Source organism: Pedococcus sp. P2_D9, assembly GCF_056404275.1.
This window is the reverse complement of sequence record NZ_JBFUEI010000003.1, coordinates 25,857-50,270: the sequence shown is the minus strand read 5'-3', so window position 1 is coordinate 50,270 and position 24,414 is coordinate 25,857. Positions and strand designations below refer to the sequence as shown.

Below are 24,414 nucleotides of genomic sequence, written 5' to 3'. Positions count from 1 at the left end.
CCACACGAAGGACTGACATGACCGCGACCCTCGCACCGCCGACGACAGCCGTCCTGGCGCTCACCGGCATCTCCAAGCACTTCGGCGCCGTCCAGGCACTCAAGGACATCGACTTCGACGTGAACTCGGGCGAGGTCGTGGCCCTGGTGGGCGACAACGGCGCGGGGAAGTCGACGCTCGTCAAGACGATCGCCGGCGTCTACGCCCCCGACGAGGGCCAGATGACGTTCGACGGCAAGGCCGCCAGCGTCGCCAGCCCGGCGGAGGCCCAACACCTCGGCATCGCGACGGTCTTCCAGGACCTGGCGCTCTGCGACAACCTGGACGTCGTCGCCAACCTCTTCCTCGGCCGGGAGCTCTATCGCGGCCGTGCCCTCGACGAGGTGACGATGGAGCAGGAGTCCTGGCGGCTGCTGCGCCAGCTCAGTGCCAAGATCCCCTCGGTGCGCATCCCGGTCGCCAGCCTCTCCGGTGGCCAGCGCCAGACCGTGGCCATCGCCCGGTCTCTGCTCGGGGCGCCCAAGGTGGTGATGCTCGACGAGCCGACCGCGGCTCTCGGCGTCGCCCAGACGGCCGAGGTGCTGAACCTCGTGGAACGCCTGCGGGAGAACGGACTCGGGGTCATCCTGATCAGCCACAACATGTCGGACGTGATGGCCGTCGCCGACCGCGTGAGCGTGCTGCGCCTCGGTCGCAACAACGGCACGTTCAACGTCAGCCAGACCACCAGCCAGGAGATCATCGCCGCGATCACGGGTGCGACGACGAACGCCGTCTCCCAGCGGGCCGCCCGCCGCGCGGTCACTCCCGAACCCGCAGACACGACCGGCACCGAGACCACAGGCCCAGCGGCCACCGGTCCCGCTGCGACCTCGGAGGAGCAGTCATGAGCACCCCCACGCCCACCCCCGAGGCGCAGGCCCTGGACGCCACGGCCGCGCTGCCCGCCGACCTGCAGGACGAGCGGCTGATCGCGTCGCAGGGCATCGGCGGCTTCCTGCGCGCGTTCCTGTCGCGGCTGCGCAGTGGTGACCTCGGGTCGCTGCCCGTCGTCGTCGGCCTCATCGTCATCTGGGGCGTCTTCGCCCTGCGCAACGACGCCTTCCTGTCCAGCCGCAACCTCGTGAACCTCACCCAGCAGAGCGTGCCCACGGGGATCATCGCGCTCGGGATCGTGCTGGTGCTCCTGCTGGGCGAGATCGACCTTTCGGTCGGCTCGATCAGCGGGTTGTCGGCCGCCATCCTGGCCGTTGGCTTCGTCGGTCACGGGTGGTCGCTGCCCCTCGCGATCATCGCCTCCCTCGTCGCGGGCGCGGTCATCGGCGGGGTCTACGGCGTGCTCTACACGCGGTTCGGCGTGCCCAGCTTCGTCATCACCCTGGCTGGACTCCTCGGCTTCCTGGGCCTGCAGCTCAAGGTCCTCGGGAAGGAGGGGTCGATCAACATCCCCTTCGACTCCGCGATCGTGAAGTTCTCCGCCCTGAAGTTCCTCCCCGATGCGGTGGCCTACCTGATCGTCGTCGCTGCGGTGCTCATCTACGCGGCCCTGCGCCTGCGTTCCAACCAGCGTCGCGCTGCCGCGGGTCTGTCCACGACACCGGTCGTCACGGTGGCGCTGCGTTCCGTGGCGCTCCTGCTGCTTCTGGGCATCCCGGTCTACGTGCTCAACCGGGACCGTGGCGTGTCCTACATGTTCGTGCTCTTCCTCGCGCTCGTGGTCATCTTCGACTTCGTCATCCGGCGCACGTCGTGGGGTCGATCGGTTCTGGCGATCGGCGGCAACGTCGAGGCCGCCCGTCGCGCGGGCATCAACGTCAAGCGCATCTACGTCACCGTCTTCGTGTTCTGCTCGACCCTCGCGGCCCTCGGTGGCCTCCTCGCAGCCGGTCGCCTGGCGGCCGCCAACCAGAGCAGCGGCGGCGGCGACGTCAACCTGAACGCGATCGCGGCCGCTGTCATCGGTGGTACGTCGCTGTTCGGCGGGCGTGGCTCGGCCTACTCCGCCCTGCTCGGCATCCTCGTGATCCAGTCGATCTCGAACGGCCTGAGCCTGGTCAACCTCGGCTCGCCCGAGCGCTACATGATCACCGGCGGCGTCCTGCTGCTCGCCGTCATCGTCGACTCCCTGAGCCGCCGCAGCCGCGCCGCCCACGGCCGCGCCTGAGCGGTTCCCGCACGACGACAGGAGGGGTATGCCGGGTGGTCACCACCCGGCATACCCCTCCTGCCGCCCGTCCCACCTTTATCGGGTGACCCGATAAAGGGCGGCTTCACCCGGAAACGGTTTCCGGGTGAAGCCGCCCTTAGTCCCTCAACCCGATAAAGGTGTGATCAGGGGGTGGCGAGGTGGTCTGCGGCCTGGCGCTGGGACCAGGCCCGGTCGGCGGCATCGATGCTGGCGCGCGAGTGGAGATCTACACCGGCGCGCTTGGCCGCCGCCCTGGCGGCAGCCGTCGTCAGGTCGGGCGCGCGGAACTGCTCAGGCGTGATCGAGGCGTCGACGCCTGCGTAGCGACGCTGTTGGCTGGCCAGGCGGTCGGCCGACAGCTCGGCCTTGCGCAGGCTGACAGCGCTGACCTTGAACGCGCTCCCCGTCAGGGGGGTGCTCACGAGCGGGGCGTAGCCGTCGCGGTGACCGGCGACGTTGGGGTGGTAGCTCTCACCGACCGGGTTCGACAACCCGTTGAGCCATTCGACGTCGTCGCACACGGCGTGGCCCACGAAGCGGCTGGTGGGGTTGGCGAAGCTGAAACCCTTGGCGCTCGCCTGGGTCGACGTCTTGCTGTTGAGCAGGTCGGCGGTCTGGTTGAGCCGGGACTCCTCGGCGGGGGAGAACCAGGTGAAGGCGTTGCAGTCCTCACCCTGGAAGATCCGGGGGTAGCCGACCACGACCACCCTGGCGTTCGGCGCCTTGGCCCTGATCGAGGCATAGAGGGTCGAGAGCCTCGCGGGGAGGGTGTTGTTGATGATGGACTGCGCGGCGTCGACTGCCCCGTTGCAGTCGCTCATCCAGCCCGGCTTGGCACACTCGGTGAGGACGGCCGCGAACCCTGCGTCGTTGCCACCGACCGAGATGGAGACCTGCGTGGTGGCGGCAGACAGTGCGCTCAGCTGGGTGTTGGTGACGTCGGCGACCTTGGCACCAGAGCAGGCCCGGAAGTTCAGGGTCAGCCCCTTGCTTGCCGAGATGAGCGACGGGTAGGCGTAGACCGAGCGCTGGCACGAGGTGCCGTCGTTGATGTACGTCCGGGTCCCGGTCCCGGATGAGTACGAGTCGCCCAGTGCCACATAGGAGTTCGCAGCCTGCGCCGGTGCTGCCGAGACAGTGAGGGCGGCCGCGGCACCCAGTGCCGCGATCACGCCGAATGCGCGGGTCATCGCCATTGACATCTCCCTGCGGTCCAGTGGATCGGTGAATGCACAGTAGGGCTGCCAGGACCGTGGTGAGCGCCCAGCGCGAAGTCGGGAGGAACCCTTGTCAACTTCATACCTGCCGCAGGGGGTTCGCGCTCACCTTCGTGGGGAGCTACCCGTCGGCCACTGAGCCTGTCGACGTGCCCACGCGAATCCGGTTGCCGTCGGGGTCGACCAGCTCGGTGTCGCGCGCCCAGGGGTTGTCCTCGACGACCGTGCCGAACTCGGCCGCCACGACGTCGACGTCGTCGACCCACAGGTAGGCCAACCCGCCCGGCCGGGCGTCGCCGAGGTGCTCGGACAGGTGGACGTGGACATCGCCACGACGGACGATCAGGTAGACCGGCATACCGGGCCCGAACCGGTGCGCGCTCACCTGCTCGAACCCGAGCCGCTCGTACCACGGCAGGGCCGCGAACGCGTCGGCCACTCGCAGGATCGGGCTGATGCTCTCGGTCAACGGGACCTCCTCGGACGGGCGCGGTGCTGGTGGGTGGCCGCCGAGATCATCCTCGCAGGGACTGCCCCCGACCGCCCGGTTCTCCGGTATGGCGAAAGGTGTGCGTGATCGGCCCCTGACCTGCGCAAACGCCAGGTTCTGAGTGGCGGCTCAGGGCTGCGTGGCATAGGAATGGGGAAGCGGCGTGACACGGCGTCGCTCGACGACAGGGAGAACCAGCCATGACCGAAACCCCCCTGAACGAAGCAAGCGACGACGAGGCCGGCATCGGACCGTCTGATGGTGGTGCGGCCGGTATGCCGGGCAGCGCCGACGACGGTGGCGCGGACGGTGGAGCCGACGGCGGCGCGGGCGAGGGCCCGGCCGATGGTGGCGCGGACGCCGGTGGCCACGACGGTGGCGCGGACGGTGGAGCCGACGGTGGCGCGGACGGCGGAGCCGACGGTGGCGCGGACGGCGGAGCCGACGGCGGCGCGGACGGCGGAGCCGGGGAAGGTCCCGCGGATGGCGGCGCGAACCCCGACGGGCACGACGGTGGTGCCGACGGCGGTGCAGACGCCCAGGCGTAGCGATCCCGACCTTCCGTCGGTGACTCGGTGACGACCACGTCGCCGCACCGGGTGCCTGCCACCAGCGGTGGGCACCCGGTGCTGTCACGACTGCTGGCCGTCGCCCCGGCCGAGTTCGCGCAGCGCTACTGGTCGCGCGAACCCCTGCTCAGCCGAGCGGCCGACCTGCCGAGGTCCTTCGACGACCTCTTCTCCGCCGATGCCGTCGACGAGCTCGTCTCCGGTCGTGGGCTACGAACACCGTTCCTGCGCATGGCGCGTGAGGGGACCACGCTCGAGGACCGCAGCTTCACCCGCGGCGGAGGGATCGGCGCCGCCATCGGTGACCAGGCCAGCGACGACGCGGTCCTGCACCACTTCTCCGAGGGTGCGACGTTGGTCCTTCAGGGACTGCACCGGACCTGGCGCCCGATCATCGACTTCTCCCAGGCCCTGGCGGCCGAGCTCGGTCACCCGGTGCAGGTGAACGCCTACGTCACCCCACCCGAGAACACCGGCTTCAGTGACCACTACGACGTGCACGACGTGTTCGTCCTGCAGGTCGCGGGCGAGAAGAGGTGGCGGATCCGCCCACCCGTGCACGAGCTGCCGCTGCGTGACGAGCCGTGGACGGACCGGCGAGCTGCCGTCGAGGAGGCTGCCCAGGACCGACCCCTCATCGAGGAGACCTTCGCCCCGGGTGACTGCCTCTACCTTCCCAGGGGATACCTCCACTCGGCCACGGCCCTGGGGGGTACGAGCATCCACCTCACCATCGGCGTCCATTCGTGGACCCGACGCCACGTGGCGGACGAGCTCGTTCGCGCCGCCGTGACCCGCGCCAGCCGATCCCTCGAGCTGAGGTCGGCCCTGCCGGTGGGCACGGACCTGGTCGCGGGCGGTCCGGCCGCCGGCGACGTCGAGGCCGTCCGTGCCGCCCTGATCGAGGCGCTTGCGGAGGTCGACGCCGCCGACCTCCGCAACGGCCTGGCCGGCGCGGCCCGAGCCGCCCAGCGCCCGGCACCGTTGGCACCGTTGGCCCAGGCCGAGGCGGCCCGTGCCCTCACCGAGTCGTCGCGGGTCGAGCTGCGCGCCCATGTGGCGGCCGCCCTCGTGCCGGCCGCCGGAGGCCGCACGGTGCTGCGCAGCCGAACCGGAGCGCTTCCCGTCGAGCGAGCCGACCTGGCTGCCGTGGAGCAGCTCCTGGCCTCTGGCTCCGCGACTGTGGGGGAGCTCGGGCTGGACCTCGCCCGGACCCTGATGCGCTCCGGCGTCGTCGTCCCCGGATGACGACTCCCCGGTGCTCGACGTCTGCCCGGCGTCGGGGCGACCCGCTGGTGGGCACCGCGGCTCCGGCCGTGCGGTGGCTCCTCGTCGAGCACCCTGGCGGGTGGGCTCCAGCAGCGCTCGACAGCCCCGGCATCGACGCGGCGGTCGCGGATCGCCTGCATCGGACCGCCCTGGACGTCGGTGGCAGGGTCGTGCTGATCCGCCGACCCGGCCGGCCCGTCGTGCCGCGACCTCCGGAGCAGCGCCGCTGGACCGTTCTCGACCTCGACGGCCGACAGCAGTGGGGCACCTGGGGGCGGTCGGAGGACCTGCTCGCCGCCGGCTCGGCCCTGCTGCACGGACCCGCCGGCAGGGTCGGCGGACACCCGCCCGACCCGCTCTTCCTGGTCTGCACGCATGGCAGGCACGACCTCTGCTGTGCGGTCAGGGGGCGCCCGGTCGCTCAGGCGCTCGCGGTCCGCTGGCCGCAGCAGACCTGGGAGTGCACCCACATAGGCGGCGACCGGTTCGCCGCCAACCTGCTCGTCGTCCCCGACGGCACCGTCTATGGCGGCCTCGACGCGGCGAGCGCCGTCGAGGTGGTGCAGGGCCACCTCTCAGGGTCCGTGGACGTGGAGCACCTGCGCGGGTTCTCGGCCCACCGACCCCCCGTGCAGGCCGCCCTCGCTGCGGTTCTGCGCGCCCACGGTCCGGCGGCGGCCGGTGACGTGCTGCCCGGCGAGGTGGTCACGGACGGCAAGGTGTGGCGCGTCGAGGTGCTGGGCCGGGGAGCCGTGCCGGCGCGGTCGGCGGTGACCGTCCGACGCACCAGCCAGGCCGCCGCCCGGCTCACCTGCCGGGCCGAGGCCGACGCCACGGCGTACACGTGGACTGCCGTGGTCGCCGGCCCCGCCGGCTAGGACCGGGCCGACCCGGCTGGCCAGGAGGGTCAGGCCGGCCAGGAGGGGTCAGGAGGGCCCGCCCGTCCCGGAGACGGGTTTCAGCGTGGCGTGGCGGTCACGCGTTCCCTGGTCTGCTCCACGGTGGGACCGCAGGTCCGGGTCGGCTTCGCGGCTCCGGGCGTCCCGGCGCCCTCGCCCTCGCCGGCCGGCGGTGCAGCTTCGGGTGCACGGTCCTCGATCCTCGACCCGTTGATCAGGGTCACGTCGTCGTAGGCGGGGCGTCCTTCGATGACGTTGCGGAACTGGTAGCGCGTGAGTGAGGCCAGTCGGCAGTCGGTGCCGAACGTCGCGATGTCGAACGCGGACGGCTGGCCGGTGAGCTCGCCGGCGTCGCCCTTGTCGCCGTTGCCGGCAGCACCTGTGTCCTCGCTCGCGATGAAGTGGCTGAACGGTCCACCGCCGGTGAAGGTGCCGACTCCGATCCGTGACCCCTCGAGCTGCGTGGCGTGCAGGTGGCCGTTGACCCGGATGCCTGCCCGGGCAACGTCCTTGGCCGCCGACGGCTCGTGGGAGACGACGATGTCCGGGGCGGCGAGGTCCGCCATGGCGGCGTTGAACCGCGCTGCCGCCGGCCTCTGCTTGGCGGCGTTGTTGGTGTTGTCGTCGCCGAACCACCGAGGGTCGTTGAACCCGGCGATCCGCAGGCCGTGGATGCTCTCGACCGTGTAGGTCTGAGCGTCGGGCTCGAGCAGCACGACGTTCCGGATGGAGGCGAGCCGGTCCAGCACCTCACGGTCGACGTCGGACCGTCCGTCGTGGTTGCCCTTGACGAAGAGGTACGGCACCCCCAGGGAGGCGATTCCCTTGAAGAGGTCGGCCGCATCCGCCTCCGTGGCGCTGCCGAAGTTCACCAGGTCACCGGAGTCGATGACCGCGTCGATCCGCTCCTGCTCGACGATGGTCTTCATGAGGGCGTACTGGTTGGCGCCGTGGATGTCCGACACGAGCAGGATCCGCGCGGCGACCGGCTGGCCGAGCACCTGCGGTGAGTACTTGTCCTGGAGCGCGGCCGAGAGCGCGAGCAGGTTCTTGAGGTAGGGCGTGACCTGCTCGGCCCTGGTCTCGACTCCCTCCAGCAGGTCGGCGTTGCGCTGGACCGTCCCGAGGATCCCTGTGGTGGTGAAGCTGTCGAGCCGTTCGGGCTGGTAGGTCACCCCGATCACCCCGAACGTCGCGACGCAGGAGGAGACCCACACGGAGGCGACCACCGCGCTCCACCGCACCCGCGGCGCGCGTCGCCGCCACGCGGCATACCCGCCGAGGCCGAGGAGGGCCACGACGAGGGCACCGGCGGCGAACCGCCAGCCCAGGGCGATCGCGCCACCGCGGGCGGCGCGCTCGAGCTCGAGGGGACCGGGCTGGAGGGACTGGACCGAGATGTTGGGACGCGCGAGGAGATCGGTGATGCGTTCCTTGACGTGCACCTGGGCGACCACGCCGGGTGCCGGCACCAGTCCCGCGAAGTCCATCCGGATGTCGCCGAAGATGGTCGGGCTCTGGATGGCGGAGACGTCGCCGGGGTTCAGCGACAGCCGCAGGTCGGCGCCGTAGTTGAGGGTGTCGGCACTGCTCGGGAAGAGCGTCGTCGCGGCCACGCCGCCGCTGTTGCAGGCGACGAAGAGGACGACCAGGGCGCCGAGCCGCAGCAGCCACCGGGACACACGCCGCCACCGACGTGGGCTCTCGGGGGGCGTGCTCACCTCTCCACCGTAACGGGCGACGCCGGTGGCCCCACGGTCACCAGCCCCCGCCTCCTCCCCACCTCCTCCATGCCGCCCCCCAGGGCCTCCTAGGCTTGGGGTATGCCGCGCAGCCTGGGAACGCTCGAGGGCCGCACCTTCGCGGCGGTGTTGTTCGACATGGACGGGACGCTGATCGACTCGATTCCCGTGGTGGTCCGGTCCTGGCTGCGCTGGGCGCAGGAGGAGGGTGTCGACCCCGGCCGGCTGAACGGCTTCCACGGTGTGCCGGCGCGGGGCATCATCACGGCGTTGCTGCCGCTGGAGCGCGTCGACGCCGCCTTCGCCCGGATCGAGGCGATCGAGATCGCAGACACCGAGGGCATCGCGATCCTTCCCGGCGCGCTCGACGCGCTCACCACCCTGCGCGCCGCCGGGGCCGACGGCCGCGACCTGGCGGCGATCGCCACCTCGTGCACGACCCCGCTGGCCACCGCGAGGATCGCCGCGACAGGGGTTCCTGCGCCCGCTGTCGTGGTGACCGCGAGCGACGTGGCCCGGGGCAAGCCGCACCCCGACCCCTTCCTGCTCGCAGCTGCAAAGCTGGGGGTCGACCCGGCCGACTGCCTCGTGGTGGAGGACGCGCCCGGCGGGCTCGAAGCAGCCCGGGCGGCTGGGTGTGCGACGCTCGCCGTCACGACGACGACGGCTCGCGCCGAGCTCGTCGCGGACGCGGTGGTCGACGACCTGGGCGACGTGCGGTTCGTCGTCGAGTCCGGTCRCGTTCGCCTCACGGACCGCCCCCGGGTGACCGACCCCGGGTGACCGATCCCTTGTGACCGAACCCGCGGTGACCGCCTGCGCCATAGGGTGCGGTCATGGACGCTGACGTCATCGTGGTCGGAGCCGGACTGTCCGGACTCGTTGCTGCTGCCGAGATCGCCGATGCCGGGCGCCGGGTCCTGGTCGTCGACCAGGAGAGTGCGGCGAACCTCGGCGGGCAGGCGCACTGGTCGTTCGGTGGGCTGTTCCTCGTGGACAGCCCCGAGCAGCGACGGATGGGCATCAAGGACACCGTCGACCTGGCCTGGCAGGACTGGAACGGCTCGGCGGGTTTCGACCGGCTCGACGACGAGGACAAGTGGGGCGCCCAGTGGGCCCGCGCCTACGTCGACTTCGCGGCCGGGGAGAAGCGGGCCTGGCTGCACGAGCAGGGCATGCGGTTCTTCCCCGTCGTCGGCTGGGCCGAGCGCGGCGACGGGTCCGCGTCGGGGCACGGCAACTCGGTGCCGCGGTTCCACATCGTCTGGGGGACCGGGCCCGGGGTGCTGGCGCCGTTCCTGAGGCGCGTCGCCGAGCACGTCGCAGCGGGTCGCGTCGAGCTGCGGCACCGGCATCAGGTCGACGAGCTGATCACCTCGGACGGCACCGTCACCGGGGTCCGGGGCACGCTCCTGGCTGCCGACGATGCCTCACGGGGCAGGCCGACCAACCGCGACGCCGTCGGCGAGTTCGAGCTGACCGCGCAGGCGGTCGTGGTCACCAGCGGCGGCATCGGCGCCAACCACGACCTCGTCCGCGCCAACTGGCCCGAACGGCTGGGCGGCGCGCCCGAGCACATGCTCACGGGGGTCCCGGCGCACGTCGACGGCCGGATGCTGGCCATCACCGAGGCCGCGGGTGGGCGCCTGGTCAACCGTGACCGGATGTGGCACTACGTCGAGGGCATCGAGAACTGGGACCCCATCTGGCCGTCCCACGCGATCCGCATCCTGCCCGGGCCGAGCTCCCTGTGGTTCGACGGGAACGGCGACCGGCTGCCGGCCCCGCTCTTTCCCGGCTTCGACACGCTCGGCACGTTGTCGCACCTGCGCCGGACCGGGCACGACCACAGCTGGTTCATCCTCACGAAGAAGATCATCGGCAAGGAGTTCGCGCTCTCCGGTTCGGAGCAGAACCCCGACCTCACCGGCAAGTCGGTCAGGGACGTGCTCGGGCGTGCCCGGGCCGACATGCCCGGACCGGTGCGCGCGTTCCTCGACAAGGGCGCCGACTTCGTCTCGGCCGACACCCTCGGCGAGCTCGTCGCCAAGATGAACGCGCTCACCCCCGACGCGCCCCTCGACCTGGCCCACCTCGAACGCCAGATCGTCGACCGTGACCGGCAGATCGACAACGACTTCTGCAAGGACGCCCAGGTGACCGCCGTGCGTGGGGCGCGGAACTACCGTGGTGACAAGCTGATCCGCACGGCGTCACCACACCGCATCCTCGACCCCAAGGCCGGCCCGCTCATCGCGGTGCGCCTCAACATCCTCACCCGCAAGACCCTCGGCGGCCTCGAGACCGACCTCTCTTCGCGCGTCCTGTCCGCATCGGGTGAGCCGGTGCCCGGCCTGTATGCCGCGGGCGAGGTTGCCGGGTTCGGCGGCGGTGGGGTGCACGGGTACCGCGCGCTCGAGGGCACCTTCCTCGGCGGCTGCATCTTCTCCGGGCGCACCGCAGGCAGGGCAGCCGCAGCCGCCGTCAGCTGACCGCGGGTCGCTGGTTCGTCGAGCGCGGCCCACCGGGCCGCCGCCGCTTTTCGTGACTTGTCCGGGCTGAGCCTCGTTGTCCGACCAAGAGCCGCACCTCTGGAGGATCACATGCACCGCATCAGCCCATCCGTTCGCGCCGTCCTGACCGGTATCGCGGGCGCCGCCATCCTGGTCCCGTCGACGGCCGGGTTCGCCTCCGCTCACGGAGACCACGGCAAGGACGCAGGGCGAGCGGCAGCAGCGCGTCAGGCCTACTCAGGCGGCACGAGCGTGCCCTTGGTGAACAGCCCCAACCTGCGCCTGGAGGCGAACTTCCCGGAAACGGCCGGCATCTCCGGCTGCTTCCTCAAGACCGCACCGCTGTTCGTCATGTCCTCGCTGGACTCGCTCAGCGTCTTCGACGTCAGTGACCCGGTCGCGCCCAAGCTGGTCGGCACGCTGCCCAACCTGGTCTTCGAGAACGAGGCGATCAACTGCGGCGAACGCAAGACCGCTGCCGGTACCGAACGCTTTGCGCTCATCGGTGTGGACACCTACGACGTGTCCGCAGACATCCAGCACACCGCCGCGGCGGCTGGTGGCAAGGAGCTCATCGTCGTCGATGTCACTGACCCGACCAAGCCCAGACTGCGCTCGAGCGCGACGGCCACGACGAGCACGCACACGGTGGCCTGCGTCGACGACCGCGACTGCCGCTACGCCTACTCCGCAGGTGGTCGCACGAACTTCTCGATGATCGACCTCGACAACCTCGACGCACCTCACGAGGTCGACGCGGACCCGGCGACGGTCGGGGTTCAGCCCTTCGCCTCGCCGAGCGGTGGGCACAAGTGGAACTTCGACAAGGCCGGATACGCGACGCACACCGGCTACAACGGCTCGTCGATCTTCGACGTGCGCGACCCGCTTCACCCGCGCGTGGTCACGACCACGGGACTCGCCGGCCGCGGGCTCGAGGCGGACGGCACCACCAAGAACGGGTACAACGACTTCATCCACCACAACTCGTTCCGGCCCAACGCCGAGGCCTTCGTCGCTGACGCAGCACCCAGCCTGGCCAACGGCAACATCCTCCTGGTCACCGAGGAGGACTACGAGCAGGTCGACTGCACCAAGTCCGGCTCGTTCCAGACCTGGTGGGTGAAGCGGCTCGACGGCACCCCGGACGCGATCGTCCCGCTCGACAAGGTCGAGCTGTCCGACCTGGGTTCGTTCCCGCTGCCCGTCGGCGCGTTCTGCTCGGCACACTGGTTCGACTTCCACCCGTCGGGAGTCGTCACCGTGGGCTTCTACGGCGGCGGGACCCAGCTGGTCGACGTCCGCGACCCCCGCGACATCAAGCCGTACGGCCATGCCGTCTGGGGCGCATCGGAGGTGTGGGACTCCTACTGGGTGCCGGACTACACCAAGCACGACGTCCGAACCGACCGCAAGACCAACGTCGTGTACTCGGTCGACCTGGTCCGGGGACTCGATGTCTACACCGCCGACCTGCCGGGTGCGCGGACCACGTCGGTGGCACCGTCGGCCGTTCCCAGCGGCCTCCTGCCCTAGGGCCAGGCCGTCAGGGGAGGCGGTGGCGGACGACGGTGTCGAGCACGGCCAGGGGCACGCTGCCGCCGTCGAGCACGGCGTTGTGGAACGCCTTGATGTCGAACCGGTCCGCTTGTCGCTCCTGTGCTTCCCGACGGATCCGCAGGACCTCGAGCCGCCCGATCATGTAGCCGCACGCCTGACCCGGCATCACGGCATACCTGTCGATCTCGGCCTTGACCCCACCGACGCTGAGTGGGCAGTTGGCGACCATGTAGTCGACGGCCTGCTGGCGGCTCCATCCCATCGCGTGCAGGCCGGTGTCGACGACGAGCCGGCAGGCGCGCATGGAGTCCATGGTGAGCATGCCGAGCCGCTCGAGGGGACTGGTGTAGAGGCCCATCTCGTCGGCGAGGCGTTCGGTGTAGAGCCCCCAGCCCTCGGCGTAGGCGTTGAAGATCGTGAACTTGCGGTACTTCGGCACCTCGGTGAGCTCGCCGGCGATGGCCAGCTGGAGGTGGTGGCCGGGGATGCCCTCGTGGTACGACAGCGCCTCCAGCTCGAACCGTCCCCAGTGCGCCGGGTCGGCCGTGTTGATGTAGAACGTCCCGCCGCGGCTGCCGTCGTCCGCGGGTGGGAAGTAGTAGGCCGCGGCACCCACGTCGGTGGACTTCACCACGCAGTCCGCGACCGGCAACCGGTCGAACCACTCGGGCATGACCCCGCGCGCCTTGGCGAACGCCGTCTCGCAGGCGGCGACGATCTCGGTCGAGCTGGAGTGCCGCAGCGCGGGGTCGTCCCGAAGGGCCCGGTAGATCGACGGGAGGTCGTCGGTGCCGACCACTTCCGGTGCGAGAGAGCGGTACTCGTCCTCGAGCGAGGCGATCTGCTGCAGCCCGATCTCGTGGATCTGCTGGGCGGTGAGGGAGGTCGTCGTGTCGCGGGCCAGCAGGTGGGCATAGGTCTGCTCCCCGTCCGGGAGCCAGGACAGGCCGCACTGCTCGTCGGGTCGCATGACCGGGGTGACCTCGTCGCGCAGCACGTCACGGAAGGCCTCGAGGGCGGGACGGACGTCGGCGGCGATGACGTCGGCGAGGCGGCCGCGCCAGGCCTCGACGTCATAACCGGCAGGCGGTTCGGTCGTGGACGTGAGGAGCACGTCCTCGTCGAGCGGAGTGGCCAGCCACTGCTCGACCTGCTCGATCGAGCGTTCCACGGCGAAGGCTGCGGGAGTGCGTCCCGAGGCCACCCCCTCGCGGTGCCGCTCGGCGAAGTCCTTGATGTTCTGGCCGATCCCGCGGTACTTGGACACCATGGCGTCGGCGACGTCCGCGGTCGGCAGCGACAACCCGGCGATGGTGACACCGAGGGCGACCTGGACCCCGAAGACCGGGTCGACGCCGAACTCGGCCAGGTGCGACTCGCCCACGTCGGCGGAGGTCGTCGCGTCGAAGGCCACGACGTCGCGGGTCACCCGGTCCGGGCCGTCGAGGCCCTCGTCGGGGATGGCTTCGGCGCGCGCGGCGAACTCGCGAAGGGACGCGACCTCGGCGTCCTCAGCAGCCCGCGACCCGTCCTCGTACCGGTCGGCGAAACGGTAGTCACCCAGCATGTGCGCCCAGGTGGGCGAGGTCCGCATGCGGTAGTCGTGGAAGTCGTCCGCCAGCTGCTGCACCGAGTCCGTCATGACCCAGAACGTAGCGGGTGGTTGCCTGTCAGAGGTACTGGCCCGTCGGGCCGCTCTCACCGGGGTGTGGAGGTATGCCGTGTGCGCCGGCCATGCCCTCGGCGCCGGGTCCGCCCTCGGGCGCGTGACCGGGCGGAAGGGCTCGCCGCATCTGCTGGAGCTGTTGCTGGGCCGCCATCTGCTGGGCGAACAGCGCCGTCTGGATGCCGTGGAACAGGCCCTCGAGCCAGCCCACGAGCTGGGCCTGGGCGATGCGGAGCTCGGCGTCCGTGGGTGGTTCGTTCTCGTTGAAGGGCAAGGCGATCCGCTCGAGCTCGTCGATCAGCTCGGGAGCCAGGCCGTCCTCGAGCTCCTTGATCGAACGGCGGTGGATCTCCGCCAGCCGGGCCCTGCCGGCCTCGTCGAGCGGGGCGTTGCGCACCTCTTCGAGCAGCTGCTTGATCATCGAGCCGATGCGCATGACCTTGGCCGGCTGCTCCACGAGGTCGGCGGGGTTCGTGGGTCCATCCTCACCGTCACGGTGCGGGGCGACGCCCATGCCGTCCTGGGTCACGACCACGACGCGCTGCTGGTCGCCGTTGCCGGTCGGGTCGGTCTCGTGCTGGTCTGGCGTCTGGCTCATGCCACCCATCCTGCCCCACCCCGTCCACGGGCATCAGGGGTGTGGACGCGGGACGGCGCCATACCTAGTCGGCCCGGCGCGTCATGGCGGGAGCTCGTCTGATCGCCAGGGCGGAGAGCAGTCCTGCGAGCAGCGGCACCCCGAGCACGACGAGCAGCAGCGGTGTCCAGGGGATCGACAGGAAGGGTCCGCTCCACTGCTCCACGCCGGTGGCCGGGTCCGAGTTGTACTGCGTGGTGAGGGGATAGGTGATCGCGATGCCGGGGACCAGGCCGACGGCGATTCCGAGGATGGCGCCGATGAACCCGACCACCATGGCCTGGGAGGCGGCGAAGGCGCGCCGGGTGCGACGGGTGGCGCCGACCGCCGCGAGGGTGCCGGAGTCGGCCTGCTGCTCGGCCATCGACAGCGCCGTGGAGATGAGGGTCACGATGAGCAGCAGGAGCGCGGCGACGCCCATCATGATCCGCATGACCGTCTCGTCGTAGCGCTGGAAACCCCGCTCCACATAGACGCCGCCGCCGTCGCCGACGAGCTCGTCCAGGGCCTTCTGGGTATCGGAGCTGATGGCGCCCTCGGCGTCGCGCAGCAGGACCGACTCCTGCTGCAGCGGCCATCCCAGCCTGGTCGCGGTCTCGGTGGAGACGATGGCGCCCGACTGACCCGGCATCGAGCCGTCCGTGAGTCGGTCGGCGGGCACGCCCACGACCGGGACCGAGGTGGTCGTGCGCTCGGTGACCTGGGTCGCGGCATACGTCTGGTTGTCGAGGACGAAGGTGCCGGAGACCACGGTCAGCGCCGGCTTGGCCCCCAGGTCCTTCAGGGCAACGACCATCGCACCCTTCTGCACTGCCGAGCGCTGCGTCTCCGTGAGCCCGAACCGACGGGCGATCTCGGAGGCCGGAAGGGCGCCGATCTGTCCCCGGTCGTAGGCCTGGCTACCGAGGCGGACGCAGTTCTGGTGCTCGCCCGTGCTGCTCGGGAGGGTCAACGTCGCCGTGCACCCCTCGGGCACCACGGACACGAACTCGACGGGCTTGCCCGGTGCCGCGGTGCCCGCGTTCATCATCGGGTCCTCCTTGGGGCGCGCCACCACGAAGGGCGTCTGGACCAGGGCGGGGAACTGCTTGAGTGCGGCCGCGGCGGACAACCGCATCTCCGGGTCCGCGGTGTAGACGACTCCTTCACCGCGCAACGCCTGGGGCTGGTAGGTCGCCATCTGCTGCTTGGTGTCGCTGGCCAGCCCGATGCTGAAGGCGGTCAGCGCGACGACACCGGCCAGGATCGCCGCGACGGTCGGGGTGGAGCGGCTGCGGTGTCGCGCGGCGTCGCGAATCGCGATCCGTGGTGCCACCGGGAGCCGTGCGGCGAGCCTGCCGAAGGCGACCAGGATCGCGGGGACAAGGAGCAGGGTGCCGAGCACCAGGCCGACGGCGCCGATGGCCACACGGAAGTCGCCACCGCCCCGGAGCTGCGCCGCGGACAGGACGACCGCGCCCCCGATGACGGCGAGAACCAGGCCGACGACGGGAACCACCTTGTTGAGCCTCGGCGACACGCTCTGGCCGCGCATCACGCCGATGATGTCGAGGCGACCCAGGCGCATCGAAGGCAGCAGCGCCGCGATGATCGCGCTGAGGACGGCGCACGGCACGAGGATCGCGAACGCTGCCCAGGGGAGGTCGAGGCGGATCGCTGCGAACGAGCTCTCGGGGTGCGCTCGGACCCACCACCACAGGCCGACGGTCACTGCGGCAATCCCCAGGAGGACGCCGCCCAGTGCCGAGATCACACCGAGGACCAGTGCCTGCGCGAGCACGGTGCGGCGCAGCTGTCGTGTCTCAGCGCCGTTGGTCGCCGCCAGGGCGAGGGTCCGGCGCTGTCGGGCGGCGCTCACCGCGAAGGCCGGGCCGACGAGGAGCGTGGTGAGGATGAAGAGCATCACCCCGCCGATCACGGCGATCATCCGACTGGTGTCCTGGGTGAAGTCGTTCTGGGAGCGCAGCTCGACGGGCAACGAGCTCTCCGGCGGGGGGTTCTCGAGCACCGCACGGCTGTACACGGTCAGGCCGTAGGCGTTGAGCCGCTGGATCTCCTCCCAGCTCACCGGTCCACCGCCCACCAGCACCCAGGACCCAGCTGCCCCCATTCCACTCGCGTCGGCGGCGGCACCGTCCGGCATYGAGGGCACCACGAAGTCGGGCATACCGCCCCACTCGAGCAGGGCCGTGGCGGTGCCGACGACCTTCACCGATCGTTCGGTTCCGCCGGCTGACAGCGTCACCGTGCCGGAGCGCGGCAGTCCCTTGCGCTCGCCGGCGGGGGTGATGACGATCTCGTCCGGATCGGCCCCCCACGAACCGGAGGCGAGCCGCGCCTTGTCGCCGAGGTCCGCCACCCGCGGGTCGGCGACGAGCCCCGTGACACGCACCCGGCGGTCTCCGACGACGAGTCGCATCTGCGTCTCCCCCACAGCGACTGCAGTCGCCCCACCCGCGAGCCGACCGATCGCGGCCGCGTTGTCGGTCGACGACCCGCTCGCCACGAAACCGGGGATCGTGGTGGCCGGGTTGTCGCCGCCCCATCCGCTGCCACCGCGGTTCGGGTCGGGGGTCTGCTGGATCTTCCCGATCTGGGGGCCTTGGACGAGCGCCTGGCCCGTACCCATCCGGGCCGTCACGAGATCGGCTCCGTCGGCCTGCTCCGTGGCGCCCAGGGTCGCGCCGCCGGCCAGCAACCCCACGGGGATGGCGACCATGAGGAAGACGAGGATCGACCGACCCTTGTGGCGACGCAGGTCGCGCCTGGCCATGCGCAGGGCGATCCGCCACGAGGCACGCCACCGGGCGGGGCGCGAGCCCGAGCGGTCGGCACGGCCGGAACCACCCGGCATACCCACGGGTGCCTCCTGCTCCAGGAGTGTCGTCATGGCCGGCCTCAGGCGGTGGGCTCGAGGAGCGTCTCGGCCGTCTCTGGCGATCCGGTGCTGTCGACGACCACGCCATCACGCAGGAACACCACCCGGTCGGCCCAGGCCGCGTGCCGCGCCTCGTGGGTGACGAGGAGCCCGGCAGCACCGGCGTCGCAGCGTTCGCGCAGGACCCGCAGCACGCCCTCCCCGGTGTGCGAGTCGAGGGCGCCGGTGGGTTCGTCGGCGAGAACCAGGCGACGGTCACCGACCAGTGCGCGGGCGATCGCCACCCGCTGCTGCTGGCCGCCGGACATCTTGTCCGGATAACGGTCCGCGAGCTCCTGCACCCCCACCATCGTCAGCGCGTCGACAGCCCTGCGGCGCGCCCTGCCGACGCGCTGGCCGTCGAGCTCGAGGGGGAGGGCGACGTTCTCGACCGCGGTCAGGGACGGGATCAGGTTGAAGTCCTGGAAGACGAACCCGACCCGTCGACGCCGCAGCCGTGCGAGGGCGTCGGCCTTGAGGCTCCCGATGCTCTGGCCCTCGATGATCACCTGTCCGCTGGTGGCCGCGTCGAGTCCGCCCGCGAGGTTGAGCAGCGTGGACTTGCCGGAGCCGCTCGGGCCCATGACGGCGACGAGCTCTCCGGCGCGGACGTCGAGGCTGACGCCGGCCAGGGCGCGGACCGCCGTGCTGTCGGTGCCGTGGACGCGGGTGACGTTGTCCAGGCGCAGGATCACGTCGGTGCTCGGTGACGAGCTGGGTGCGCTTCTCATCGTTGTTCCCCCCTGAGTGCTGAGCTGATGCTGTGACCGGCGGTGTCCGTGGTGCTGCTACCGGTGCTGCTAAGGGTGCTGCTGTCCGTGCTGGTGGCTGTGGTGTCGGTGCCGTGGTGACGCCCCTCCTCCACTGCTCCGGGTATGCCGCGCGGGCGTCCGAGGGCGGGTCGCCTCGCGCACCAGCCGGGCCTCGACGTGGTCGAGCCAGCGGACCTCGGCCTCGCCGGCGTAGATGAGGTTCTCCAGGACGAGGAGCCAGGCGAGGTCCACCTGGCCGTCGCCGTCCGCCGCCGACTCGTGGTGTGTGGTGGCCCGCTGCTTCAGGCGGGTCAGGTCCTGGAGGTGGCGCAGGGTGGCGGTCCGCTGGGTCTGCACCACCCGGTTGACGTCGACGCCGTCGACCGTGACGGCCAGGGCCAGCTTGATGACCAGCTCGTCGCGGGGGGTGGTCTCCCGGCTCACGGGGGACGTCCACCACCTGACGACCTCGGCCCGCCCGGTGCGGGTGAGGCGGTAGGAGATCCGCCCCTCGGCGTCCTCCCCGATCGCCTCGACGAGCCCGTCGCGCTCGAGCCGCGCCAGCGTCGTGTAGACCTGCCCGACGTTGAGCGGCCAGGTCCCCCCGGTCCTCGCCTCGAACTCGGCACGCAGCTGCGCGCCATACATCGGCTCGGTCGCCAGCAGGGCCAGGAGCCCTTGTTTGACCGACATCCGCCCCACCGTCCCCGTTCTGGTGTCCCCTACCTACCCAGTATCACGCTTGGTAGGGGAGATGTATACCGAGTATGTAGGGGGATCGTCAAGCATCCTGAGCCCGCCGCGGGGGCGTGCGTCAGTGGGCCAGCAGGACGGCGGCCAGGGCGAGGGCGCCGGGGACCGCCTGGACGAACAGGATCCTGCGACTGGCCGTGGCCGCGCCGTAGGCGCCGGCGACGATCACGCACAGCAGGAAGAAGACCTGGAACGCGAAGCGCAGGTGGTCGGGGCCGACGATGCCCCAGACCAGCCCAGCAGCCAGGAAGCCGTTGTAGAGCCCCTGGTTCCCGGCGAGGACCTTGGTCTGCTCGGCGAACTCCGGCGTCAGGCCGAAGGCGGCCCGGCCCCGAGGAGTCGTCCAGAGCGCCATCTCGAGCACGACGATGTAGACGTGGATCAGGGCGACGAGGGCGACCAGCACCGTGGCGACTGCGTTCATGGCCTCAGGGTGGCAGACGCGGGCGGGGCACGTGCCCGACTCGCTGGGTCACGTGGTTCGAGAGCTGGCCTCAGGCGGTCAGCAGGATCTTCCCGATGTGCCCGCTGGCCTCGAGCTCGCGATGCGCGTCCGCTGCCTCCGTCAGGGGGTAGCGGCTGTGGATGACGGGCTTGACGCGACCGGCCGCCACGAGCGGCCAGACGTGCTCGCGCACCGCCGCGACGATGGTGGCCTTCTCGTGGGCAGGGCGGGCCCGCAGGGAGGTGGCGATGACGGCGGCTCGCTTGCGCAGCAGCAGCCCGAGGTCGAGCTCCGCCTTCGCGCCACCCTGCAAGCCGATCACGACCAGGCGTCCGTTGGGGGCCAGCGCGTCGACGTTGCGGGCGAGGTACTTCGCTCCCATGTTGTCGAGGATGACGTCGGCCCCGGCCCCGGCGGTCGCGGCGCGCAGCTCTTCGACGAAGTCCTGCTCTCGGTAGTTGACGAGGATGTCGGCGCCCAGCTGGCGACACACCTCGAGCTTGTCCGCCGACCCGGCCGTGACGGCGACGCGCGCTCCCACCTCACGGGCCAGCTGGATCGCCATCGTCCCGATGCCCGACGATCCACCATGAACCAGAAAGGTCTGTCCCGGAAGGAGATTCGCCGTCATGAACACGTTGGACCACACCGTGCTGACCACCTCGGGCAGGGCGGCCGCGTCCACGAGCGAGACACCGGTCGGGACCGGCAGGAGCTGTTCGGCGGCCACGCACACCAGCTCGGCATAGCCACCACCCGACAGCAGCGCACAGACCTCGTCGCCGACGTGCCAGCCGTCGACCCCGTCGCCGACCTCGTCCACCGTGCCGCTGACCTCGAGCCCGGGATAGTCCGGCGCCCCGGGTGGGGGTGGGTAGAAGCCCATCCGCTGCATGACGTCGGCCCGGTTGACTCCGGCCGCCACCACGCGGACCCGGACCTCGCCGGGAGCGGGGTGCGGGTCGGGGACCTCGGTCTGCACGAGCGCCGAGGCGTCGCCGGGCTGCGGGATGGTGATCGCCTTCACGGGTCGAGCCTATGGCGCGCCGACTCGAGGTCAGCGGTGGTGTCGACGTCCAGTGCCGCACCCTCAGGAAGGGTCACCACGAGGGTGCGCAGCGCGTCGAGCAGCCGCATCAGCGGCGTGCCCGCCGGCGGGTCCGGCAGCGCGTCGCGCAGTGCAGCCGCCCGGTATGCCGCGAGCAGCGGCTGCAGTCGGCCGTCACCGTCCCTGCCGAGGACCGCTTCGACGTCGGGGGACGCCGCGAGGCGGGAGGCGAGGCTGGGAGCCGGGCCCGCGGCATACGGCATGTCACCGCCGAGGACGACGACGAGGGGCCGCTCGACGTGGGCCAGGCCAGCCGCGATCGCGGCGACCGGGCCACCCCCTGGAGGGGACTCGCGGCACCAGGCCGCCGGTCGTCGGGTGGGGCGCGGTTCGCCGACGCAGATGACCGCCCACTCGGACGGCAGGCCGTCGAGGACGTGGTCGAGCACCGGGCTCCCGGCCAGGTCGGCGCGGGTCTTGTCGCCCCCGAAGCGCCGCCCCTCGCCCCCGCAGAGCACGACCGCCGTCACGAGGGCACCCACCGGTGCGGTGGGGACGAAGGCCGAGGTCACAGGCCCATTGTGGGGGGTCCGGGAGGGCGCTGTGGGGGTTCCGATGCGCGCGGGTCCGGTCTAGGTTGGCGAGATTCGACGATCTCGAAGGGAAGAGGATCATGACGCTCGAAAGACGCACATTTCTGAAGGGGAGCGCTGCGGTCGCGGGAGGGGCGGCGTTGGCCGGCCCGTTCGCCGGTCTGATCGCGGGTCCCGCATCGGCCATCGGTGCGGCGCCTTTCCGTGGCCTGCGTGCCACGCCTGACCTGCGTGACGGCAAGGTGCGGTTGCACCTCCCGGAGGGGTTCAGCTACCGCTCCTTCCACGACACCCAAGCGGTGCCGCCGCCCCTCGTGGACGGCAAGCCCATGCCGGGACGCCACGACGGCATGGGTGCCTTCGAGGGCCCCGACGGCGCCGTCACCCTCATCCGCAACCACGAGGTCGCGGGCACCGGAACGCCTTTCGGCGCCGTGGGCTCGTGGACCTACGACACCGGCGCCCGAGGCGGGTGCATCCACGTCGACGTGACCGGCGAGGGTGAGGTCCTGGGGGAGTTCACCGCCATCAACGGGACCGCGAACAACTGCTCCGGTGGGCAGATGCCGTGGGGTGCCTGGGTGACCTGCGAGGAGACGGTCAACGGCCCCGACGTCGGGCCGGACTTCACCGGGGCGTCCAATGTCCCGTTCACCAAGAAGCACGGCTACGTCTTCGAGGTCCCCGTCACGGGCCGCTCGGCGGCGATGCCGATCACGAGGGCAGGTCGGTTCTCCCACGAGGCGGTGTCCTTCGATCCGCGCGAGGGACGGCTCTACCTCACCGAGGACAACTTCGCCTTCCCGTCCGGCTTCTACCGGTACACCCCGGGAACCAACCCGATGGAGAGCGGCCACCTCGACAACGACGGCCACCTGCAGATGCTCGCCGTCAAGGGTCAGCCGAACGCCCACCTCGAGGCACACCAGGACAAGGGAGCGGTCTACGACGTCGAGTGGGTGGACATCGCCGACCCCGACCCGACCTTCCCCTACACGCCGGGCCAGCCGGCGCCGACGAAGAACGACGACGCACTGGTCCACGTCAGCAACCAGGGTCGAGCGCTCGGCGCGGCAGGCTTCTCCCGGCTCGAGGGCCAGATCTACGACAACGGAGTCGTCTACTTCACCTCGACGCAGGGCGGTGGCGACGCCGAGACCGGGCCCGAGCTCATCGCCGGGTACGGCAACGGCTTCGGCCAGGTGTGGGCCTACGACACCCGCTCCGAGAAGCTGCGGCTCGTCTACCAGTCGCCCGGCAAGGAGACGTTCGACTTCCCGGACAACATCACCGTGAGCAACCGCGGCACGCTCGTCGTGTGCGAGGACCACGACGTGGACAACTACATCCGTGGACTGAACAAGGGCGGCCAGCTCTGGGACATCGCACTCAACCGAGCAGCCAACGCCAACGGCACGCCGAGGTTCGACGACGAGTTCGCGGGGTCGACGTTCAGCCCAGACAAGTCGACCTTGTTCGTCAACATCCAGGCCAGCGCCGGACTGAGCTTCGCGATCTGGGGGCCCTGGCACACGATCGGCGTCTGACCCGCCCCCCGTCAGCCGGCTGCGGTCGGCTGGCGGGGCGGGCATGTAGAGGTGGCGAGGTACTCGAAGTGCCACCACTCGTTGTCATAGGTGCGACAGATGCCGTATGCCGCGCCGTGCGTCTGGAGCCACGTCGCCGCCGCCTGCGGGTGCACGTCGACCGCATAACCCTTGACGTGCGCCGACTTGGCCGGGGCGAGTACCCACTTGGCAGCCTCCCCGCGTGAGCCGTACTTCGTCACGGCCCGGTCGAACAGGATCTGCTGCCACTCGGCGCTGCGCCAGGCCGACCTGATCTCGGGAGCCAGCCCGTCAGCGCGCGCGTCGGCGAAGGCACGGGTGAAGGCGGCTGCGGCTGCGGCCTGCATGTTCGTGGTGCCCGGGATCGGAGCGGACAGTGCCAGGCTCGTCGTCGGCGCGGGGATCCGGTCGGTGACGACTGGCGCAAAGCCTTTGCCAGCAGCGGTTTTCGGTTTCCCCGTCTTCGTCTTCGCCTTCGACGCGGCGAGCGCCGCCCCCCGGTCGGCCTCGCTGGTGGCTGACGCCTGCGGCCCCGCGGCAGCCGAGGAGTCGTCGTGCCACGCGGCATACCCGGCTGCTCCGCCGAGCCCGACCAGGACGGCGGTCACGACGAGGGTGCGGCGCAGCCGTTGGCGCCGTCGCCGACCAGCCGACACGTGCGTCGTCGTCATGGACTCACCCCCTCTGCTGCGGCCCTCTGGAGTCTGGCAGGCCGGGGGTGGATGTCAGCGGACGCCGCCGATTCGCGCGGACAGCGTGGCGGCGGCGCGGGACACGGCGGCGACCAGCCGACTGCGTTCCGTGTCGTCGACCCCGTCGCGGGGGAAGGTCAGCGCGACGCCGGCGACCGGGTGCCCGGTGTGGTCGAGGACCGCCTGCGCCACCGACGAGAGCCCCACGCTGACCGAGTCGTCCTCGAGCGCGTAGCCGCGGGTGCGGACCTCGGTCAGCTCACGCCGCAGCTCGCTGACCGTGGTGGGGCCGTGGCCGTCGCGCTGCACCAGGGTGTCGCGGTGTGGGAACAGGGCCCGCACCTGGGCCGCCGGCAGCTGGGCGAGCATCGCGAGGCCGCTGGCGGTGAGCGTCGCGGGCAGCCGCACCCCGACGTCGGTGACGAGAAGGGGACGGCCGGGGGCGCGTTCCTCGATGACATAGAGGACGTCGCGGCCGTGCAGCACCGCGAGGTGGGCGTTGTGCGTCGTGGTGTCGACGAGGCGGCCGAGCAACGGCCGGGCGATCCGCTGCAGGGGCGCCTGTCGCTGGTACGCAGAGCCCAGCTCGAACGCCGCGACACCCAGGCCGTAGCGCCGCTCCTCCTCCAGGTGGGTGACGAAACCGTGGTCTCGAAGCACTGCGAGCAGGTGGTACGTCGTCGAGCGCGGCAGCCCCAGCTCGCGCGCGATCGACCCCGCCGGAAGCGGTTCGGTGTGCCGTGCGAGGAGGGTCAGCAGCTGGAGCGTGTGCGCAGCGGCGGGTGCGTTGGCCACGCCACCAGTGTCTCAGGTGTCAGACATCCTCGGACGCGACGCGCGAACCACGACCGGGTGTGCCGCGAGCGCAGGGCGCGCACGCGGCATACCCGGTCGTG

General features: G+C 71.1%; 22 protein-coding genes. 9 read left to right on the top strand and 13 right to left on the bottom strand.

Annotation, left to right across the window (positions count from 1 at the left end):
* Positions 1 to 17 precede the first annotated feature (17 nt).
* Positions 18 to 890, top strand: a complete 873-nt coding sequence (locus tag AC1DXJ_RS05220) for an ATP-binding cassette domain-containing protein (RefSeq protein WP_477614147.1) — start codon at positions 18 to 20, stop codon at positions 888 to 890.
* Positions 887 to 2,164 (top strand): sugar ABC transporter permease, encoded by a 1,278-nt coding sequence (locus tag AC1DXJ_RS05215; RefSeq protein ID WP_477624533.1) that lies wholly within the window; start codon positions 887 to 889, stop codon positions 2,162 to 2,164. Before AC1DXJ_RS05220 ends, AC1DXJ_RS05215 begins: the two co-directional genes overlap by 4 nt.
* Before the next feature lie 167 nt (positions 2,165 to 2,331).
* On the opposite strand, the gene AC1DXJ_RS05210 is transcribed toward AC1DXJ_RS05215, so the two are convergent.
* Both AC1DXJ_RS05210 and AC1DXJ_RS05205 read right to left on the bottom strand, forming a co-directional pair.
* Positions 2,332 to 3,384, bottom strand: coding sequence for an SGNH/GDSL hydrolase family protein (locus tag AC1DXJ_RS05210; protein ID WP_477636470.1), 1,053 nt, complete (start codon positions 3,382 to 3,384; stop codon positions 2,332 to 2,334).
* Positions 3,385 to 3,526: 142 nt separating this feature from the next.
* Entirely contained in the window at positions 3,527 to 3,874 is a 348-nt protein-coding gene (locus AC1DXJ_RS05205; RefSeq protein WP_477624531.1) for a glyoxalase superfamily protein, read from the bottom strand.
* 221 nt (positions 3,875 to 4,095) lie between these two features.
* On the opposite strand from AC1DXJ_RS05205, the gene AC1DXJ_RS05200 reads away from it, so the two are divergent.
* Genes AC1DXJ_RS05200 through AC1DXJ_RS05190 form a run of 3 tightly spaced genes read left to right on the top strand, consistent with a single transcriptional unit; the run spans position 4,096 to position 6,611 of the window.
* The gene (locus AC1DXJ_RS05200; protein ID WP_477624530.1) at positions 4,096 to 4,443 is read left to right on the top strand and encodes a hypothetical protein; all 348 of its coding nucleotides are present in this window, start codon (positions 4,096 to 4,098) and stop codon (positions 4,441 to 4,443) included.
* Between the two features lie 27 nt (positions 4,444 to 4,470).
* Positions 4,471 to 5,712, top strand: coding sequence for a cupin domain-containing protein (locus AC1DXJ_RS05195; RefSeq protein ID WP_477624529.1), 1,242 nt, complete (start codon positions 4,471 to 4,473; stop codon positions 5,710 to 5,712).
* Positions 5,709 to 6,611 (top strand): sucrase ferredoxin, encoded by a 903-nt coding sequence (locus AC1DXJ_RS05190; RefSeq protein ID WP_477636469.1) that lies wholly within the window; start codon positions 5,709 to 5,711, stop codon positions 6,609 to 6,611. Before AC1DXJ_RS05195 ends, AC1DXJ_RS05190 begins: the two co-directional genes overlap by 4 nt.
* A gap of 80 nt (positions 6,612 to 6,691) precedes the next feature.
* Here the strand turns inward: AC1DXJ_RS05190 and AC1DXJ_RS05185 are convergent, their stop codons facing one another.
* Positions 6,692 to 8,353 (bottom strand): metallophosphoesterase family protein, encoded by a 1,662-nt coding sequence (locus AC1DXJ_RS05185; protein WP_477614140.1) that lies wholly within the window; start codon positions 8,351 to 8,353, stop codon positions 6,692 to 6,694.
* A gap of 102 nt (positions 8,354 to 8,455) precedes the next feature.
* On the opposite strand from AC1DXJ_RS05185, the gene AC1DXJ_RS05180 reads away from it, so the two are divergent.
* From AC1DXJ_RS05180 to AC1DXJ_RS05170, 3 genes are all read left to right on the top strand, one after another.
* Entirely contained in the window at positions 8,456 to 9,157 is a 702-nt protein-coding gene (locus AC1DXJ_RS05180; protein WP_477636468.1) for an HAD-IA family hydrolase, read from the top strand.
* A gap of 53 nt (positions 9,158 to 9,210) precedes the next feature.
* A complete protein-coding gene (locus tag AC1DXJ_RS05175; protein WP_477624525.1) occupies positions 9,211 to 10,866 on the top strand; it encodes an FAD-binding dehydrogenase in 1,656 nt (551 codons plus the stop codon).
* 111 nt (positions 10,867 to 10,977) lie between these two features.
* On the top strand, positions 10,978 to 12,423 hold the full coding sequence (locus AC1DXJ_RS05170; protein ID WP_477624524.1) for an LVIVD repeat-containing protein: 1,446 nt from the start codon (positions 10,978 to 10,980) through the stop codon (positions 12,421 to 12,423).
* Positions 12,424 to 12,433: 10 nt separating this feature from the next.
* On the opposite strand, the gene AC1DXJ_RS05165 is transcribed toward AC1DXJ_RS05170, so the two are convergent.
* The 8 genes from AC1DXJ_RS05165 to mobA form a co-directional block, all read right to left on the bottom strand.
* Positions 12,434 to 14,089, bottom strand: coding sequence for a DUF885 domain-containing protein (locus AC1DXJ_RS05165; protein WP_477624523.1), 1,656 nt, complete (start codon positions 14,087 to 14,089; stop codon positions 12,434 to 12,436).
* Positions 14,090 to 14,117: 28 nt separating this feature from the next.
* Positions 14,118 to 14,711 (bottom strand): bacterial proteasome activator family protein, encoded by a 594-nt coding sequence (locus AC1DXJ_RS05160; RefSeq protein WP_477624522.1) that lies wholly within the window; start codon positions 14,709 to 14,711, stop codon positions 14,118 to 14,120.
* 64 nt (positions 14,712 to 14,775) lie between these two features.
* Complete coding sequence (locus AC1DXJ_RS05155) at positions 14,776 to 17,640, bottom strand: ABC transporter permease (RefSeq protein WP_477624521.1); 2,865 nt, start codon at positions 17,638 to 17,640, stop codon at positions 14,776 to 14,778.
* 8 nt (positions 17,641 to 17,648) lie between these two features.
* Positions 17,649 to 18,398: an ABC transporter ATP-binding protein gene (locus AC1DXJ_RS05150; protein ID WP_477614133.1), complete on the bottom strand. Its 750-nt coding sequence runs from the start codon at positions 18,396 to 18,398 to the stop codon at positions 17,649 to 17,651.
* 69 nt (positions 18,399 to 18,467) lie between these two features.
* Entirely contained in the window at positions 18,468 to 19,112 is a 645-nt protein-coding gene (locus AC1DXJ_RS05145) for a PadR family transcriptional regulator (RefSeq protein WP_477636467.1), read from the bottom strand.
* A 121-nt stretch (positions 19,113 to 19,233) separates the two neighbouring features.
* A complete protein-coding gene (locus AC1DXJ_RS05140) occupies positions 19,234 to 19,596 on the bottom strand; it encodes a DUF1304 domain-containing protein (protein ID WP_477624519.1) in 363 nt (120 codons plus the stop codon).
* Between the two features lie 70 nt (positions 19,597 to 19,666).
* A complete protein-coding gene (locus AC1DXJ_RS05135) occupies positions 19,667 to 20,644 on the bottom strand; it encodes an NAD(P)H-quinone oxidoreductase (RefSeq protein WP_477624518.1) in 978 nt (325 codons plus the stop codon).
* Positions 20,641 to 21,237: a molybdenum cofactor guanylyltransferase gene (gene mobA, locus AC1DXJ_RS05130; protein WP_477624517.1), complete on the bottom strand. Its 597-nt coding sequence runs from the start codon at positions 21,235 to 21,237 to the stop codon at positions 20,641 to 20,643. The genes AC1DXJ_RS05135 and mobA overlap by 4 nt, the downstream gene beginning before the upstream one ends.
* A 101-nt stretch (positions 21,238 to 21,338) precedes the next feature.
* Between mobA and AC1DXJ_RS05125 the strand changes: the two genes are divergently transcribed.
* The gene (locus tag AC1DXJ_RS05125; protein WP_477624516.1) at positions 21,339 to 22,805 is read left to right on the top strand and encodes a PhoX family protein; all 1,467 of its coding nucleotides are present in this window, start codon (positions 21,339 to 21,341) and stop codon (positions 22,803 to 22,805) included.
* Between the two features lie 11 nt (positions 22,806 to 22,816).
* Here AC1DXJ_RS05125 and AC1DXJ_RS05120 read toward each other — a convergent pair whose 3' ends face one another.
* Together AC1DXJ_RS05120 and AC1DXJ_RS05115 are read right to left on the bottom strand one after the other, a co-directional pair.
* On the bottom strand, positions 22,817 to 23,497 hold the full coding sequence (locus tag AC1DXJ_RS05120; RefSeq protein WP_477624515.1) for a D-alanyl-D-alanine carboxypeptidase family protein: 681 nt from the start codon (positions 23,495 to 23,497) through the stop codon (positions 22,817 to 22,819).
* A gap of 54 nt (positions 23,498 to 23,551) precedes the next feature.
* On the bottom strand, positions 23,552 to 24,313 hold the full coding sequence (locus AC1DXJ_RS05115) for an IclR family transcriptional regulator (RefSeq protein ID WP_477624514.1): 762 nt from the start codon (positions 24,311 to 24,313) through the stop codon (positions 23,552 to 23,554).
* Between the last annotated feature and the right edge of the window lie 101 nt (positions 24,314 to 24,414).

What these genes read in the sequence shown, in the direction of transcription:
- AC1DXJ_RS05210 (WP_477636470.1), bottom strand. Translation starts at nt 3,384, where the DNA reads ATGGCGATGACCCGCGCATTCGGCGTGATCGCGGCACTGGGTGCCGCG.
- AC1DXJ_RS05170 (WP_477624524.1), top strand. Translation starts at nt 10,978, where the DNA reads ATGCACCGCATCAGCCCATCCGTTCGCGCCGTCCTGACCGGTATCGCG.
- AC1DXJ_RS05200 (WP_477624530.1), top strand. Translation starts at nt 4,096, where the DNA reads ATGACCGAAACCCCCCTGAACGAAGCAAGCGACGACGAGGCCGGCATC.
- AC1DXJ_RS05140 (WP_477624519.1), bottom strand. Translation starts at nt 19,596, where the DNA reads ATGAACGCAGTCGCCACGGTGCTGGTCGCCCTCGTCGCCCTGATCCAC.
- AC1DXJ_RS05150 (WP_477614133.1), bottom strand. Translation starts at nt 18,398, where the DNA reads ATGAGAAGCGCACCCAGCTCGTCACCGAGCACCGACGTGATCCTGCGC.
- AC1DXJ_RS05145 (WP_477636467.1), bottom strand. Translation starts at nt 19,112, where the DNA reads ATGTCGGTCAAACAAGGGCTCCTGGCCCTGCTGGCGACCGAGCCGATG.
- AC1DXJ_RS05125 (WP_477624516.1), top strand. Translation starts at nt 21,339, where the DNA reads ATGACGCTCGAAAGACGCACATTTCTGAAGGGGAGCGCTGCGGTCGCG.
- AC1DXJ_RS05215 (WP_477624533.1), top strand. Translation starts at nt 887, where the DNA reads ATGAGCACCCCCACGCCCACCCCCGAGGCGCAGGCCCTGGACGCCACG.
- AC1DXJ_RS05190 (WP_477636469.1), top strand. Translation starts at nt 5,709, where the DNA reads ATGACGACTCCCCGGTGCTCGACGTCTGCCCGGCGTCGGGGCGACCCG.
- AC1DXJ_RS05120 (WP_477624515.1), bottom strand. Translation starts at nt 23,497, where the DNA reads ATGACGACGACGCACGTGTCGGCTGGTCGGCGACGGCGCCAACGGCTG.
- AC1DXJ_RS05165 (WP_477624523.1), bottom strand. Translation starts at nt 14,089, where the DNA reads ATGACGGACTCGGTGCAGCAGCTGGCGGACGACTTCCACGACTACCGC.
- AC1DXJ_RS05220 (WP_477614147.1), top strand. Translation starts at nt 18, where the DNA reads ATGACCGCGACCCTCGCACCGCCGACGACAGCCGTCCTGGCGCTCACC.
- AC1DXJ_RS05160 (WP_477624522.1), bottom strand. Translation starts at nt 14,711, where the DNA reads ATGAGCCAGACGCCAGACCAGCACGAGACCGACCCGACCGGCAACGGC.
- AC1DXJ_RS05175 (WP_477624525.1), top strand. Translation starts at nt 9,211, where the DNA reads ATGGACGCTGACGTCATCGTGGTCGGAGCCGGACTGTCCGGACTCGTT.